The 13,306-nt window shown below is 66.8% G+C and carries 13 protein-coding genes; 6 read left to right on the top strand and 7 right to left on the bottom strand.

Annotated elements, in window-relative coordinates; translation table 11 throughout:
• Positions 1 to 13: 13 nt before the first annotated feature.
• Genes ACQY7X_RS07560 through hemC form a run of 4 tightly spaced genes read right to left on the bottom strand, consistent with a single transcriptional unit; the run spans position 14 to position 4,109 of the window.
• On the bottom strand, positions 14 to 1,333 hold the full coding sequence (locus ACQY7X_RS07560) for a heme biosynthesis HemY N-terminal domain-containing protein (RefSeq protein WP_428249257.1): 1,320 nt from the start codon (positions 1,331 to 1,333) through the stop codon (positions 14 to 16).
• 1 nt (position 1,334) lies between these two features.
• Positions 1,335 to 2,432: a COG4223 family protein gene (locus ACQY7X_RS07555; RefSeq protein WP_428249255.1), complete on the bottom strand. Its 1,098-nt coding sequence runs from the start codon at positions 2,430 to 2,432 to the stop codon at positions 1,335 to 1,337.
• Positions 2,433 to 2,455: 23 nt separating this feature from the next.
• Entirely contained in the window at positions 2,456 to 3,154 is a 699-nt protein-coding gene (locus ACQY7X_RS07550; protein ID WP_428249254.1) for a uroporphyrinogen-III synthase, read from the bottom strand.
• A 13-nt stretch (positions 3,155 to 3,167) separates the two neighbouring features.
• Entirely contained in the window at positions 3,168 to 4,109 is a 942-nt protein-coding gene (gene hemC / locus ACQY7X_RS07545; protein WP_428249253.1) for a hydroxymethylbilane synthase, read from the bottom strand.
• Positions 4,110 to 4,126: 17 nt separating this feature from the next.
• Here hemC and tsaD point away from each other — a divergent pair, with 17 nt between their 5' ends.
• From tsaD to ACQY7X_RS07525, 4 genes are all read left to right on the top strand, one after another.
• Positions 4,127 to 5,209, top strand: coding sequence for a tRNA (adenosine(37)-N6)-threonylcarbamoyltransferase complex transferase subunit TsaD (tsaD, locus tag ACQY7X_RS07540; protein ID WP_428249252.1), 1,083 nt, complete (start codon positions 4,127 to 4,129; stop codon positions 5,207 to 5,209).
• Positions 5,206 to 6,183, top strand: a complete 978-nt coding sequence (locus tag ACQY7X_RS07535) for an NAD(P)H-dependent glycerol-3-phosphate dehydrogenase (RefSeq protein WP_428249251.1) — start codon at positions 5,206 to 5,208, stop codon at positions 6,181 to 6,183. The genes tsaD and ACQY7X_RS07535 overlap by 4 nt, the downstream gene beginning before the upstream one ends.
• 10 nt (positions 6,184 to 6,193) lie before the next feature.
• Positions 6,194 to 6,607, top strand: coding sequence for an EVE domain-containing protein (locus tag ACQY7X_RS07530; protein ID WP_428249250.1), 414 nt, complete (start codon positions 6,194 to 6,196; stop codon positions 6,605 to 6,607).
• Between the two features lie 106 nt (positions 6,608 to 6,713).
• Positions 6,714 to 7,058, top strand: a complete 345-nt coding sequence (locus tag ACQY7X_RS07525) for a Rieske (2Fe-2S) protein (RefSeq protein ID WP_428249249.1) — start codon at positions 6,714 to 6,716, stop codon at positions 7,056 to 7,058.
• On the opposite strand, the gene ACQY7X_RS07520 is transcribed toward ACQY7X_RS07525, so the two are convergent.
• Positions 7,055 to 8,359 carry a pentapeptide repeat-containing protein gene (locus ACQY7X_RS07520; RefSeq protein ID WP_428249248.1) on the bottom strand — a complete coding sequence of 435 codons (1,305 nt, stop codon included), beginning with the start codon at positions 8,357 to 8,359 and terminating at the stop codon, positions 7,055 to 7,057. The genes ACQY7X_RS07525 and ACQY7X_RS07520 overlap by 4 nt on opposite strands.
• Before the next feature lie 23 nt (positions 8,360 to 8,382).
• Here ACQY7X_RS07520 and xth point away from each other — a divergent pair, with 23 nt between their 5' ends.
• Positions 8,383 to 9,219 (top strand): exodeoxyribonuclease III, encoded by an 837-nt coding sequence (xth, locus tag ACQY7X_RS07515; RefSeq protein ID WP_428249247.1) that lies wholly within the window; start codon positions 8,383 to 8,385, stop codon positions 9,217 to 9,219.
• A gap of 132 nt (positions 9,220 to 9,351) precedes the next feature.
• Entirely contained in the window at positions 9,352 to 9,966 is a 615-nt protein-coding gene (locus ACQY7X_RS07510) for a PA14 domain-containing protein (RefSeq protein ID WP_428249246.1), read from the top strand.
• A 216-nt stretch (positions 9,967 to 10,182) separates the two neighbouring features.
• On the opposite strand, the gene ACQY7X_RS07505 is transcribed toward ACQY7X_RS07510, so the two are convergent.
• Together ACQY7X_RS07505 and ACQY7X_RS07500 are read right to left on the bottom strand one after the other, a co-directional pair.
• Positions 10,183 to 11,634 (bottom strand): CHAD domain-containing protein, encoded by a 1,452-nt coding sequence (locus ACQY7X_RS07505; protein ID WP_428249245.1) that lies wholly within the window; start codon positions 11,632 to 11,634, stop codon positions 10,183 to 10,185.
• A gap of 187 nt (positions 11,635 to 11,821) precedes the next feature.
• Positions 11,822 to 13,303: a PAS domain S-box protein gene (locus ACQY7X_RS07500; RefSeq protein ID WP_428249244.1), complete on the bottom strand. Its 1,482-nt coding sequence runs from the start codon at positions 13,301 to 13,303 to the stop codon at positions 11,822 to 11,824.
• Positions 13,304 to 13,306 lie beyond the last annotated feature (3 nt).

Raw genomic sequence — 13,306 nt, 5'->3', positions numbered from 1 at the left:
CACGCCTTGGGTTTTACGCTTTCGGGCCATCCAGCAGGATCGGCGGGGCGCCTGTGGGGGCCTGGCCGGGTTGCAGCGGCGCCGGCTGGATGCTGTCGAAGCCACCGCAGGCGGTGCAGCGGATCGCCCAGGCGGCATGGCCGGCACCGCAGGCCTCGCAGCGCCAGGGTTCGATCTGGCGCGCAAGCTGGCGCCAGCGGTCGGCAGCGGCGGCATCGCCTTCGCTTTCCTCCGCCAGCCGGGCGCGCAGGCCGGCACCCCAGGGATCCGTTGTCTGGAACAGGCTGAGCGCCTGGCGCGCGCTGGCATAGTCGCGCGTGTTCAGCGCCATCTCGGCCAGCAGCAGCTGGCTCGGCGGCACATCGGGATTGGCATTGACGAAAGCCTCGGCGCGCTGGCGCGCAATCGCCGGCTCGCGCTTGGCAGCGGCTTCGAGATCGAGCCACAGCCGCGCCAGGGCAATGCTGGGCTTCGCCGCCCAGAGCCGGCGCAGCATTTCCTGCGCCCGCTGCTGCAAGGCGCCGGTATCGGCGGCACGCGCCAGCACCGCCAGGCGGCCGGCATGATCAGGCAGCGCCTTGCCGAGCTTTTCCGCCTTGCGCCAGGCTTCCAGCGGCGCGCCGGTGGCCGCCGCCTCCGCCGCATCGGCCAGATCGAGCTTGGCACGCAGCAGATTGGCGGCCAGCTTGCTCACCGCCTTGCGCGCCTGCGCCGCATCCAGCCGGAGCCGGGCGCCGGCCCAGTCGCCGCTTTCCAGCAGCAGGCGGATTTCGGCTTCGGCTGCCACCGGCGAGGTCGGACGCAAAGCCGAGGCGCGTTTCGCCAGCACCAGGGCCTGTTCGCGGTCGCCGCGCTGGCGCGCATCGGCCAGCAGGCCGCGCACGCCAAGGAAGGCCGTGGCCGGATCGGCGGCCAGCGCCGTGAAGGCGCGCTGGCTGCCGGGGGCATCGTTTTTAAGCTGCGCCGCATGGGCTTCGAGCAGGCGGGCCAGCGTCTTGTCCTCAAGATAGCCGGCGGCTTTCACCGCCAGCTTGGCGGCGCGGTCGGCCTCGCCGGCAGCCACCGCCACCATGCCGGCGGCAAACGCCGCCTGGCCGCGTGCCTGGAGCTTCAATTGCCGCCGTTGCGGCAAAGCCGCCGCCCAAGCAATCATCCAGCTCAGCAGGAACACCGCGAAGCCGAGCAGGGCGATGGCGCCGATCACCAAAGGTGCGGGCGCGGCGATTTCATAGCCGAGCCAAGTGAGTTGCAGGCTGCCCGGCTGATCCGCGATCCAGGCAGCGAACGCCGCCAGCGCCATCAGCGGCAGGACGATGAACAGCCAGCGCAGCATGTTAGGGCGCCGCGGCGAAGTGATCGCGCATCGCCGCCTGCATGCGCTCCAGCGCCGCTTCCAATTTGAGCCGCGCCTCGGCGCCGCCGCGCCAGGCGGCCAGGGCGGCGCCGGGATGTTGCAGGCCTTCGAGCGCCGCCTGGGCACCGGCAAGATCGCCGCGTTCCAGCAGGCCGGCGGCAATGCCGAGCTTGTCAGCACTGCCATCCGCCGCCTCGCCGCCGACACGGCGGATGGTGACCAGATTTGAGAGCTTGTTGAGCGCCCGCTGCCACCAGCTCAGCGTGGCATCATCGGTGGCCGTGGGCGCGGCTTCCTTCTGCTGCGCCTCCATCACCGAAGCGAAGCTGCCGGCGAGCGCGGTTTCGGTCGGCGCGCCATTGGCGGCGAAAACCTGCACGGCGGCGAAGGCTTCGCGCACATTGGCCGGCGGCGTGGCACCGAGCAGCGGCGCCACCGCATTGGCCTCGGCAACAAAGCCGCTGCCGCGCGCGGCGCGGTCGCGCAGGCTCTGCCAGGCCAGCAGCAAGGCCACCGGCTGGCGTAGATCGGCGGCGCGGGCGCGGGTGAGATCGGCGAGTTTCTGATCGAACTGCGCCTGGCCGGTGATCGCGGCTTCCGCCAGGCGCAGGGCTTCCGCGCCGCTCTTGCGCGCATCAGCCGCCACATCGCTGGTCGCCTTGGCCTGGGCCTTCACGGCTTCTTCGAGCGCCGCGACGCGGTCGGCATCGGCAGCGGCGCCGGGCAGTTGCTGCAGGCGTTCCAGGCTGGCGGACAATGCGGTCAGGCGGCGCTCAAGTTCCTGCAGCTTCTGCGCAGCAGCGGTATCGACAGCCGGCGGCGGCGCAACAGCCGGGGCGGGAAGGGTGACGGCAGGCGGCGGCAGCGCCGCCGGCTTCACGGCAACATTGCTGCCGGTAATACCGCCCGGCTGCGTATAGAAGTGATAGCCGGCGGCAGCGGCGACACAGAAGGCCACGGCGATCAGCCCGAGCAGCAGCCAGCGGCCAAGCTTGGCCAGAAAGCCCGGCTTCGGCGGCAGGGCTTCCACTTCGGCATCAATGATGGTGGCGCCGGACTTGTCCTGCTTCTCGCTCATGGGATTGCTTTACCAGGCATGGGTCATTCCTCATCAAGCAGCGCGAGCAACGCCGCCTCGCTGGGCGAAGCCGCCACCGCCACGCGCCGCCAGGGCAGGCCAGCCAAACCCTGGGCCACGGCGGCACTGAGACAATACGCCGTGATCCGTTCCGGCGCCATCTTTGGCGCCAGTCCCGCAAACACCGCCGCCGTGCGCGGCGAGAAGAACAGCACGCCGTCATAGTCGCCCGCGCCTAAGGCTTTTGCCACCGTTGCGGGCAGGGCGCTGGCGGCCTCGGCACGGTAGAGCGTGACCCGCGCCACCTGGAACCCGGCCGCCTCCAGCATGGCCTTGAGATCGCCGGCCAGGGTTTCGCCGGCCACATGCAGCAACCCGCCCTGGCGCGGATCGGCCTGCGCCCGCACCAGGGCGGCGAGGCTGTTCACATCGCCACCGGCGGCATGCACATCGGCAAAGCCCGCGGCACTTGCCGCCCGCGCGCTGGCCTCGCCGACGGCATAGACCGTGAGATCGCGCCGCGCCGATTGCGCCGTGAAGGCGCGCAGGCCATTGGCCGAGGTAACGAGCAGGCCACGGATGCCATCGAGCGCAATTTCCGCCGGCAACGGCTGGATACGCAGCAGCGGCGCGGTATCGATGGCGAAGCCGCTCGCTTCGAGATCGCGCCGCAGCCTTGCGGCATCCTGTTCCGGGCGCGTGAGCAGCAGCCGGGCGTGCATCAGGGCCGCACCATCAGGGCAGGCTGAAGAAATCTGGGCCGGCGCGGCGCTTCAATTCATCGCCCGCATCCTGGCCCATGGCCACGCCATCGCTGCCCTGGCGTTCGGTCTCAAGCAGTTCGCTGCCATCGGGTCGCGCGATGGCGGCACGCAGGCGCATCGAGCCATCACCGCGCAATTCCGCCAGGGCGGCGATCGGCGTGCGGCAGGAGCCATCGAGGATTGCGAGCAGGCTGCGCTCGGCCTCGACGCGGCGGCGCGTCGGCGCATCATCCAGGGGTTTGAGCAGCTCCAGCACGCGCGTATCATTCTCGCGGCACTCAATGCCGATGGCGCCTTGCGCCACCGCCGGCAGCATCTGTTCCGGCTGCAACACACTCATGCCTTCGGGCAGGATATTCAGCCGGCGCAGGCCGGCCAGGGCCAGGAAAGTGGCAGCGACACGGCCTTCCGCCAGGCGGCTCAGGCGCGTCTGCACATTGCCGCGGAAATTCACCACCTCCAGATCCGGGCGGCGCGCCAGCAGGAAGGCCTTGCGGCGCAAGGATGACGTGCCGACCACGGCGCCTTGCGGCAGATCGGCGAAGCTCATCGGGGTGGCCGCCAGCAGCACGTCGCGCGGGTCTTCGCGTGGCAGATAGGCGGCCATGATTAGGCCGGCGGGCAGCTGGGTCGGCATGTCCTTCATCGAATGGACCGCCAGATCGACGCTGCCATCCAGCAGCGCTTCCTCGATCTCCTTGGTGAACAGGCCCTTGCCGCCGGCTTCCGACAGCGCGCGGTCCTGGATGCGGTCGCCGCTGGTCTTGATGATCGAGATGGCGATATCGGCTTCGGCCAGGCCGGCATGATTGCTGAGCAGGCGCTGGCGGGTTTCATGCGCCTGGGCCAGCGCCAGCGGCGAGCCGCGCGTGCCGATGGTGAGCAGGGCCTTGCCTTGATGCGGGACCATCATGATGCTAACTCAAACCCATGCTTGCTCCCAAGATTGTCCTGGGTATTGAAACCAGTTGCGACGAGACCGCCTGCGCCTTGGTGCGCGACGGCGCGGCGCCAGAGGCGCGTATCCTCTCCCATAGCCTGTTTTCGCAGGTGAGGGAACACGCGCCCTATGGTGGCGTGGTGCCGGAAATCGCCTCCCGCGCCCATATCGAGCATCTCGACTTCCTGGTGGACGAAGCCCTGAAATCCGCCGGAATCGAGCTGGATCAGGTGGATGCCATCGCCGCCACCGCCGGGCCGGGCCTGATCGGCGGCGTGATGGTGGGGCTGATGACCGCCAAGGCGCTGGCCTATGCCGCCGGCAAGCCGCTGATCGCCGTGAACCACCTGGAAGGCCATGCGCTGTCGGCCCGGCTTTCCGACGATACGCCGTTCCCCTACCTGCTGCTGCTGGTCTCGGGCGGCCATTGCCAGTTCCTCGCCGTCGAGGAGGTCGGCCGCTACCAGCGGCTCGGCACCACCATCGACGATGCCGTGGGCGAGGCATTTGATAAGACCGCCAAGCTGCTCGGCCTGGGCTATCCCGGCGGCCCGGCGATCGAGCGGCTGGCGCGCCAGGGCTCGGCCACGCGCTTTGCCCTGCCACGCCCCTTGAAGGGCAAACCCGGCTGCGATTTCAGCTTTTCCGGCCTCAAGACCGCCGTACGCCTGGCATTGGACAGCCTGGGCGAGGCGCCGGGCGAGCAGGACAAGGCCGATCTGGCGGCGAGTTTCCAGGCGGCGGTGCTGGATGTGATCCTGGACCGCAGCCGCCATGCCATCGCGGCTTTCGATGCCATCCACGGCTCGAAAGGCCGCCATCTGGTGGTGGCCGGCGGCGTCGCCGCCAATGCCGCCCTGCGCGACAGCCTGCGCCGGCTGGCGGAACAGAACGGCATGAGCCTGAGTGTGCCGCCGCCCCGGCTCTGCACCGACAATGGCGCCATGATCGCCTGGGTCGGGCTGGAACGCCTGCGCCGGGGCCTCACCGACGGGCTGGATGTCTCCGCCCGCGCCCGTTGGCCGCTCGATCCGACAGCGGAAGCCAAGCCCTTCGCCGGGGCCAAGGCATGAGCATGAACCGCATCGGCATTTTGGGGGCCGGCGCCTGGGGCACGGCGCTGGCGGCGCTGGCGGCCGAGAAGGGCGAGGCTGTGCTGTGGGCGCGCAATGCCGGTCTCGCCGCCGAGATCAACGCCACAAAACGCAACGAGCCCTATCTGCCCGGCATCGCCCTGCCGGACAGCCTCACCGCCACGGCTGCGCTTGAGGAACTGAAAGACTGCGATGCCATCCTGCTGGCGATGCCGTCGCAGACCGCGCGGCATTATGCCGGCCTGCTCGGCGCCGGAAAGCCATTGGTGCTGACCGCCAAGGGCATCGAGATCGAAAGCGGCAAGCTGCTGAGCCAGGTGATCGCGGAAGCCGCCCCCGGCGCGCCGCTGGCGGTGCTGACCGGACCGACCTTCGCCGCCGAGGTGGCGCGCGGCCTGCCGGCAGCGGCGACATTGGCGAGCGACAATGCGGCGCTGGCGCAAGCCCTCTCGGAACGCCTGGCGCGGCCGACCTTCCGGCTCTATGCCGGCGATGATGTGATCGGCGCGCAGATCGGCGGCGCGGTGAAGAATGTGCTGGCGATTGCCTGCGGCATCGTCATCGGACGGCGCTTGGGCGACAATGCCCGCGCCGCGCTGATCACCCGGGGCCTCGCTGAAATGGCGCGGCTGAGCCAAGCATTGGGCGGCCGGCCCGATACCATGATGGGGCTTTCAGGGTTGGGCGATCTGGTGCTGACCTGCTCCGGCCCGCAATCGCGCAATCTCTCGCTCGGCCTGGCGCTCGGCCAGGGCCAGAGCCTGGCCGAGTATCAGGCGGGCAGGCGCAGCATCGCCGAAGGCCAGTTCACCGCCCGCGCGCTGCATGGCCTGTGCGCACGGCTGCAACTCGACATGCCGATTGCGGCGGCCGTGCATGCCATCCTGCATGAAGGCGCCGCCATCGATGCCACCATCGCCGCCCTGCTGGCGCGGCCACTCAAGACGGAATGAGGCTGACTCCATGAAATACTGGCTGATGAAATCGGAGCCTTCCGCCTGGGGCTGGGACGACCAGGTGAAAAAGGGCGTGGAAAGCTGGAACGGCGTGCGCAACTACCAGGCCGCCAACAATATGAAAGCAATGACGCTGGGCGACCGCTGCTTCTTCTACCATTCGGTGGAGGAGAAGCGGATCGTCGGCATCGTGGAAGTGGCCAAGGAATACTATCCCGACCCGACCGACGAGAGCGGCCGCTTCGGCATGGTGGATGTGAAAACCTTCATGCCGGTGAAGCAGCCGGTGACGCTTGAGCAGATCAAGCAGGAGCCGAAGCTGGCGCATCTGCCGCTGATCAAGCAGTCGCGCCTCTCGGTGATGCCGATTGACGCGCCGAGCTGGAAGCTGCTCTGCCAGATGGCCGGCGTGAAGGCGTGAGGGGGAATGAAAAGTACCGTCACTCTCGCGCAAGCGAGAGTCCCATTTCGCCCAAGACATAATGGGATTCCCGCTTGCGCGGGAATGACAAGGAAGGGGGTACGCCATGCGCCCTGAACCCGGCACAAGGCTGATCGAGTTCAGCACCCTGGAAGACCCCGGCGCCAAGGAATTCTCCTTCGGCGAGGGCAAGCAGCGGTTCGAGCTGTTCGTGCTGCGCTGGCAGGGCCAGCTGCTGGCCTATGAGAATGTCTGCCCGCATGCACGCACGCCGCTGAACTGGCGCCCCGGCGCCTTCTTCACCCGCGACAAGAGCGCGCTGATGTGCGGCACCCATGCGGCGCAGTTCGATGCCCTGACCGGGCAATGCTTCCTGGGACCCTGCAAGAACCAGTCGCTGACCCGTTTCCCGGTGCGGCTGGACGATGACGGCTGGGTGGTAGCGGCTTAAGAAGCTGCCTTTTCCGGTGTGCCGACACAGTTGCGGTAGCTTACCGCTTCCAGCGTGGCGCCGCCGAAATCGACCTGGCTCAAATCCACGCCCTCGAATTCCGCGCCGGTGAGATCGGCCTGGCGGAATACCGCGCCGGCAAGCTGCGGATGCATGCGCCGGCCGGTGGCCTTGCCATCGACACCGTAGATATCGACGCCGAAGAACTGCGCGCCGCGCAGCCGGGCACCGGAAAGATCGGCGCGCGACATATCCACGCCATGCAGGGCGGCATGATCGAAGCGCGCCCCGCGCAGGGCGGCGCCGGTAAACACCGTGAACAGCAATTGCGCATCATCGAAGATCGCGCCGGTGAGCTTGGCGCCGGAAAGATCGGCGGCACGCAGATCGCAGGAGCCGAAATTCTGCCCCGTCAGGTCCTCGCCACGGAACACCGCGCGTTCGCCGGTGGCACCCTGCGAGGCGATCCACTGGCTATGGGCTTCCAGCTTCACGGCGACATCGGCCGGCAGGTCGCTGCTCTTGCGGTAGATGGCGCCTTCCAGCTTGGCATTGCCCATCTTCGCCTTGGTGAGATCGACATTGCGCAGATTGGCGCCGCGCAGATCGGCGCCATCGAAACTGGCGCCCTCCACCTTGGCGCCCATCAGGTTGGCATCTTTCAGCCGCGCGCCGGCAAAATTGGCGCCCGAGAGATCGGCGCCGGAGAAATTCGCCGCATAGAGTTCGGCGGTGGCGAAATTCGCTTCCTTGGCCGAGGCGACGGCGAACTTGGCCTGATCGAGCTGCGCGCCCTTGAAGTCGGCGCCGTCGATCTTGGCATCCGTCAGGTCGGTGGAGACCATGCGGCTTTCGCTCTTGCCATCGGCACTGGTGCGCATGAACTGGCCGGGCCGCATGTCGGCCTGGGCGAAGGAAGCCTTGCGCAGCTTCGCCGAACCGAAATAGACGCCGCGCAGATCGGCGCGGTCGAATATCGCGCCGGTCAGGTCGCAGCGGCCGAAATCGGCACCGAACAGATCGGTGCGGCGGAATTCGGCATCGCGCAGATCGGAACTGGTGAAGATGCAGCCGGGCAGGATCGCATCGGAAAAATTCAGCTTGGTGAGCACGAAGCCGGCCATCCGCTGGCCGCGCAATTGCAGGCGCGCGCCATCGTTGCGGCGACCCAAAAAGGCGGCATGGCGCGAGAGCATGACCTGCACGTCGCGCGGCGGGTTAACTGGTGCGGCACACATAGTAGGGTTGTTATGCCACGGCTTTGCCACATAACCAATGCCCGCAAAGCTGGCGGCTGCCATGCGGATTTGTTATGGGTTTAGATATGCCGAGCAAGAAAACCGCCGCCCTGCCGCGCCAGATCACCCTGGCCACCTGGAACATCAATTCGGTACGCGCCCGTCTGGCGCTGATGGATGCTTTCCTGCGCGAATTCAATCCCGACATCCTCTGCCTGCAGGAAACGAAAGTGCGGGACGATGAATTCCCGCACGATTTGTTCAACGACCATGGCTACGCCCATCGGTTGATCCAGGGCCAGCCGGGCTATAACGGCGTGGCGATTTTCGGCCGCATGCCGCTGGAACTGGCCGAGGCAAAACAACTGGTTGGCCGCAACGACAAGCGCCATGTGGCAGCAAAGCTGCCCGATGGCACGGTGATCCATAACTTCTACGTCCCCGCCGGCGGCGACATCCCGGATGTGACGAAAAATGACAAATTCGCCCACAAGCTTGATGTACTGGCGGAAATGACCGCCTGGTCGAAGGGGCTGAAGGCCAAGGGGCGCCAGCATATCCTGGTCGGCGACCTGAATATCGCGCCGCTGGAAAGTGATGTCTGGTCGCACAAGCAGCTGCTCGACGTGGTGAGCCACACGCCGGTAGAGACCGAGGGGCTGCTGAAATTGCAGGCCAGCCACAATTGGGTGGATGCGGTGCGCCATTTCACCCCGGCGACCGAGAAACTGTATTCCTGGTGGAGCTACCGCTCGCCGGACTGGGAGAAGGCCGACAAGGGCCGCCGGCTGGATCATGTCTGGGTCAGCCCGGACCTGGCGCCCCGGCTGAAAGCGGCGCAGGTGGCCAAGACCATGCGCGGCAAGGAAAAGGCCTCCGACCACGCCCCGGTGCTGCTGACCCTGGATCTCGGCCCAGCTTGATACCTGCTGCCCTGGCGCCCAGATGCCATAACCGCGCCATAACCGTCACGCCCGGGCGCTTGGCGAGGTGATGGCACGCTGCTAGGCTTCGCGCGGTTTCGCATAGCAAATACCAAGCAAGATGGGGGCAAGATGAACTGGGCAAAACGGCGGCTGCTGGCCGCGAGTGCTGCAATGCTGCTGGGCCTTGGCCTGGCCGGCTGCGTCACCACCGAGCGGGAAGCGGTCTATAACGGCCCGCCGCAGATCGCCGCGCCGCAGCCCGTTGCCGCCCAGCTTCGCCCTGGCCTCGCCACCACCTATTACAGCGGCACCTACGACGATATCGACAACATGCCGCAGGGCGCGCGCGGCAAGGCGCAGGGCACGCCCGGCCCGGCGGTGACGCAGCTTGAAGCCGTGTCGTCGCGCGGCCGCGTGTTCGATGCCAAGACCGACATCTTCTATGGCATCCGCTTCGAGGGCTATGTGCTGCTCGACAAGCCGGGCCGTTATGGCTTCGCCGCCCGCACCAACGACGGCAACCGTTCCTGGATCGGCAACGTGATGGTTTCGGACGATCCGACCACGCATCCCGAGCGCACCACGCCGACCGTGTTCATCGACATCACGCAGCCGGGCTATTACCCGATCGTGATCATGTATTTCCAGAAGCGCGACTCCGCCGCCTTCTCGTATTTCTGGCAGCCGCCGGGGGCCGCTGGTCTCACCATCCTGCCGCCGAGCGCGATCTCGCACGCGCCGTAACGCATACAAGCCGTTCGGCAAGCAAACACCCCCGGCTAAAACCGGGGGTGTTTTTTTATTCATCGCAACTCATTACCCCCGCACTTGATCCACGGCTGTCCGGTTTAGTTTTGCGAGAGTAGCCGCCGGCCTTAGCCACAACAAAAACCGTCATACCCTGCGGAGGCAGGGCATGACGGTATTGGGTATGACTGGAGAAAGCGGTATCGCACCGCCTCACCCCTGGGGCAGGGCATCCCGCCAATAGGGCTTGAGCGCGGCGAAGGCCTTCCAGGCGGGGCCAAGCTGGGCCAGCTGCATGCTCTGGCGGGCCGCGAACCAGCCGGCAATCGCCGCCGCCGCCGCATCCTCGCCGGCCGCCCCCAGGATGCCGCCGAGCAGTTCATCGCCCACCGCCGCATCATTCAGCGCGCCGAGCGTATCCTGCAATCGCGCCAGCGCCATCGCGGAAAGCTTCACCGGCTTCTTGGCAAACAGATAGCGGAAGAATTCCGTGGCATAGCGCAGCTTCTTGGCGCGGATGCGCAGCCGGTGCAGTTCCGGCACGCTCAATTCGCCATGACGCTCGCCGAGCTTCTTCAGCTTGCGGCGGCGCTGGCGCAGGGTCGCGGCCGCGAAAGCGATGGCCGGCTGCAATGCGGCTTCATGCTGCGCCGGATCGAGCAGGGTGAGCGCTTCCGCCTCGCTGGCTGCCGCCAGCCGCGTGAGCCGCAGCAGCCATTGCGTGGCGCGCGGGCTGGCCAATGCCGATTGCAGGGCCTGCTGCGCCGCCTGGCGGCGGGCATCGAGCAGGGTTTGCAGATGCTCCAGCCCCTTGATGCCCGGCTCGGCGGCGCGCAAAGGCTGTAGCGTTTCTTCAATGAAGACATCGAGATCGCGGCGCTTGCCAAGTGGCGCGTTGAGCCAGCGCAGATCGGCGATCAGGGCTTCGAGCCAGCTTGGCGGCAGGATCGGGCTGAAAATATCCAGCGCCGAGCGCAGCCGGCGCAGCGCGACGCGCATCTGATGCACGCCTTCGCTGTCCTGGCCCAGCAGCACGGCCTGGATATTGGCCTCGAACTGCGCCAGGCAATGGCGCAGGATGGCACAGGCAGCGGCAATCGCGCTGTCGGTTTCCGGCACGCTCGCGGCAATCTCGGCGGCGCGCGCCGGCACCGGTACGATCAGGCCAAGCCCAATGGCGAGCGGCAAAGGCGCTGCAGCGCCGAGCAGGCACGGCTTGAAATCGCGGCAGAGCGACAGCGCCAGTTCGGCCGCCGCCGCCGCCGGCATGTCCTCGAAACGCAGCACGGCAATCGCTTGGCGCTGGCGACCTCGTGCGAGATCCAGGCGCTCAAGCTGCAGGCGGCCCTGGCTGAGCGGCAGGGTGATACGCTCGATGCGGCCCTGGGCGAGAATCTCCAGCGGGCCTAACGCAGCGATATCGGGCAGAGGCGCGGCATTGGCGCGAAACGGCAACAGATGCGGTGCGGTACCTTCATTGAGGCAAAGCCAGCCGGCCTGGGCCAGACTGCGGGAACCAGCTTCGTCCGCTGCCGTATCGACCAGGGCGATTTCACGCCGCGTTGTGCTGGCACGGCCATTGAGCAGGGTGGTGAGCAGCGGATGGCGGCGCAGCCGCAGCAGATCATCGGCGGCGATCCCCAGGCAGAGCGTGGTTTGGGGCATGGGTTCCTGGGGGTCGCGCATGGCGGCGGACTCTAGCGAGGCCCGCCGCGAGTCTCAATCGCGCCGCGCAAAGGCTTATGCTGATTTAACATTTCTGCCCAGGTTGGCCCCGGAACGCAGCAGGTAAGTGTTTCTGTTTAATGACAGTTCAGTGACAGAAACAGCTGGCGAGTGATTCAGGGACGCTTCAGCAGCCGGGCCAGCAATTCGCCCAACGCCTGCTTGCGGATCGGCTTGGCCAGCATGGTGCAGCGGTCGCGAACGAGGTGCTGCGCAGGATATCGGCATCGGCGGTGCCGGAGATGAAGACCAGCGGCAGCGACGGCAACAGCCGCAGCGCGCGTTCGCCGAGTTCCATCCCGGTCATGCCCGGCATCATCACATCGGTGATCATCAGCGCGATGCTGGTATCCGATTGCAGGATATCGAGTGCCGCCGCGCCGGAGCCCACGGCCCGCACGCGATAGCCCAGGCTTTCCAGCAGCAGGCCGACCGTGGCGCGCAGATCGGCATTGTCGTCCACCAGCAGGATGGTCGGGCCTTCCGGTTCACTTTCGGACGAGGATGTCGCGGTCACCACCAGTGCCGGCAGATGCAGCATGATCTCGGTGCCACGGCCCGGCATGCTGTCGATGCGCACATGGCCGCCGGACTGGGTGATGAAGCCATGCACCATGCTGAGGCCAAGGCCGCTGCCCTTGCCGATTTCCTTGGTGGTGTAGAACGGCTCGAAAACACGGGCACGCACTTCCTCGCTCATGCCGCTGCCGGTATCGATGACGCTGATGACAACGAAACCTTGCTCGCTGCTATGCGCCGCTTCATCACTGGGGCGCAGGTAATTGGTGCGGATGGTGAGCGTGCCGCCGCTGGGCATGGCATCGCGCGCATTGAGCGCCAGGTTTATCAGGGCATTTTCGAGCTGGCCGGGATCGACTTCCACTTCCGGCAGCCCGGGCGCCAGGCTGGTGCGCACCGCCACCTGATCGCCCAGCGTATGGCGCAGCACATTCGACACGTTGAGGATCAGCGCATTGGCATCCATGCGCTTGGCCCGCAGATTCTGCTGCCGGCCGAAGGCCAGCAGGCGCTGGGTCAGTTCAGCGCCGCGCGCCGTGCTGTGCAAAGCCTGGTCGATCAGGCGGCGGCTGAAATCATCGGACACCCGCATGTCCAGCAGTTCCAGATTGCCCATCACCACGGCGAGCAGATTGTTGAAATCATGCGCGATGCCGCCGGTAAGCTGGCCGATCGCCTCCATCTTCTGCGACTGGCGCAGCTGTTCGCGCATTTCCTCGGCGCGGCGGCGCTCGGTGATATCGTGGATCACGCCGATATAGATCGGACGCTCTTCCAGCGTGGCTTCCGCCACCGCCAGTTCGAACGGGAATTCGCTGCCATCCTTGCGCCGGCCCAGCACTTCGCGGCCGATACCGATGATGCGCCTCACGCCGGTTTCGCGGTAATTGCGCACATAGCCATCATGCTCGTCGCGGTAGGGCGCCGGCATCAGCATCTTGACGTTGCGGCCCAGCACTTCCTCCGGCGCATAGCCGAACAATCTCTGGCAGGCCGGATTATACAGCTGGATGATGCCGCCATGATCGATCAGGATCACGCCGTCGATCATGGTGTCGATTACTGTGCGTAACACTTGTTCCGTCTGCATGAC

Origin of the sequence: Ferrovibrio sp. (assembly GCF_965278975.1) — a bacterium.
GTDB lineage: Bacteria > Pseudomonadota > Alphaproteobacteria > Ferrovibrionales > Ferrovibrionaceae > Ferrovibrio.
The sequence above is the reverse complement of the archived record's forward strand: the minus strand, read 5'-3'. Positions and strand labels throughout refer to the sequence as shown.

Excerpts from the sequence above, each read along its gene's own strand:
- ACQY7X_RS07560 (WP_428249257.1), bottom strand. The coding sequence starts at position 1,333 with ATGCTGCGCTGGCTGTTCATCGTCCTGCCGCTGATGGCGCTGGCGGCG.
- ACQY7X_RS07555 (WP_428249255.1), bottom strand. The coding sequence starts at position 2,432 with ATGAGCGAGAAGCAGGACAAGTCCGGCGCCACCATCATTGATGCCGAA.
- ACQY7X_RS07550 (WP_428249254.1), bottom strand. The coding sequence starts at position 3,154 with ATGCACGCCCGGCTGCTGCTCACGCGCCCGGAACAGGATGCCGCAAGG.
- hemC (WP_428249253.1), bottom strand. The coding sequence starts at position 4,109 with ATGATGGTCCCGCATCAAGGCAAGGCCCTGCTCACCATCGGCACGCGC.
- tsaD (WP_428249252.1), top strand. The coding sequence starts at position 4,127 with ATGCTTGCTCCCAAGATTGTCCTGGGTATTGAAACCAGTTGCGACGAG.
- ACQY7X_RS07535 (WP_428249251.1), top strand. The coding sequence starts at position 5,206 with ATGAGCATGAACCGCATCGGCATTTTGGGGGCCGGCGCCTGGGGCACG.
- ACQY7X_RS07530 (WP_428249250.1), top strand. The coding sequence starts at position 6,194 with ATGAAATACTGGCTGATGAAATCGGAGCCTTCCGCCTGGGGCTGGGAC.
- ACQY7X_RS07525 (WP_428249249.1), top strand. The coding sequence starts at position 6,714 with ATGCGCCCTGAACCCGGCACAAGGCTGATCGAGTTCAGCACCCTGGAA.
- ACQY7X_RS07520 (WP_428249248.1), bottom strand. The coding sequence starts at position 8,359 with ATGGCAGCCGCCAGCTTTGCGGGCATTGGTTATGTGGCAAAGCCGTGG.
- xth (WP_428249247.1), top strand. The coding sequence starts at position 8,383 with ATGCCGAGCAAGAAAACCGCCGCCCTGCCGCGCCAGATCACCCTGGCC.
- ACQY7X_RS07510 (WP_428249246.1), top strand. The coding sequence starts at position 9,352 with ATGAACTGGGCAAAACGGCGGCTGCTGGCCGCGAGTGCTGCAATGCTG.
- ACQY7X_RS07505 (WP_428249245.1), bottom strand. The coding sequence starts at position 11,634 with ATGCCCCAAACCACGCTCTGCCTGGGGATCGCCGCCGATGATCTGCTG.
- ACQY7X_RS07500 (WP_428249244.1), bottom strand. The coding sequence starts at position 13,303 with ATGCAGACGGAACAAGTGTTACGCACAGTAATCGACACCATGATCGAC.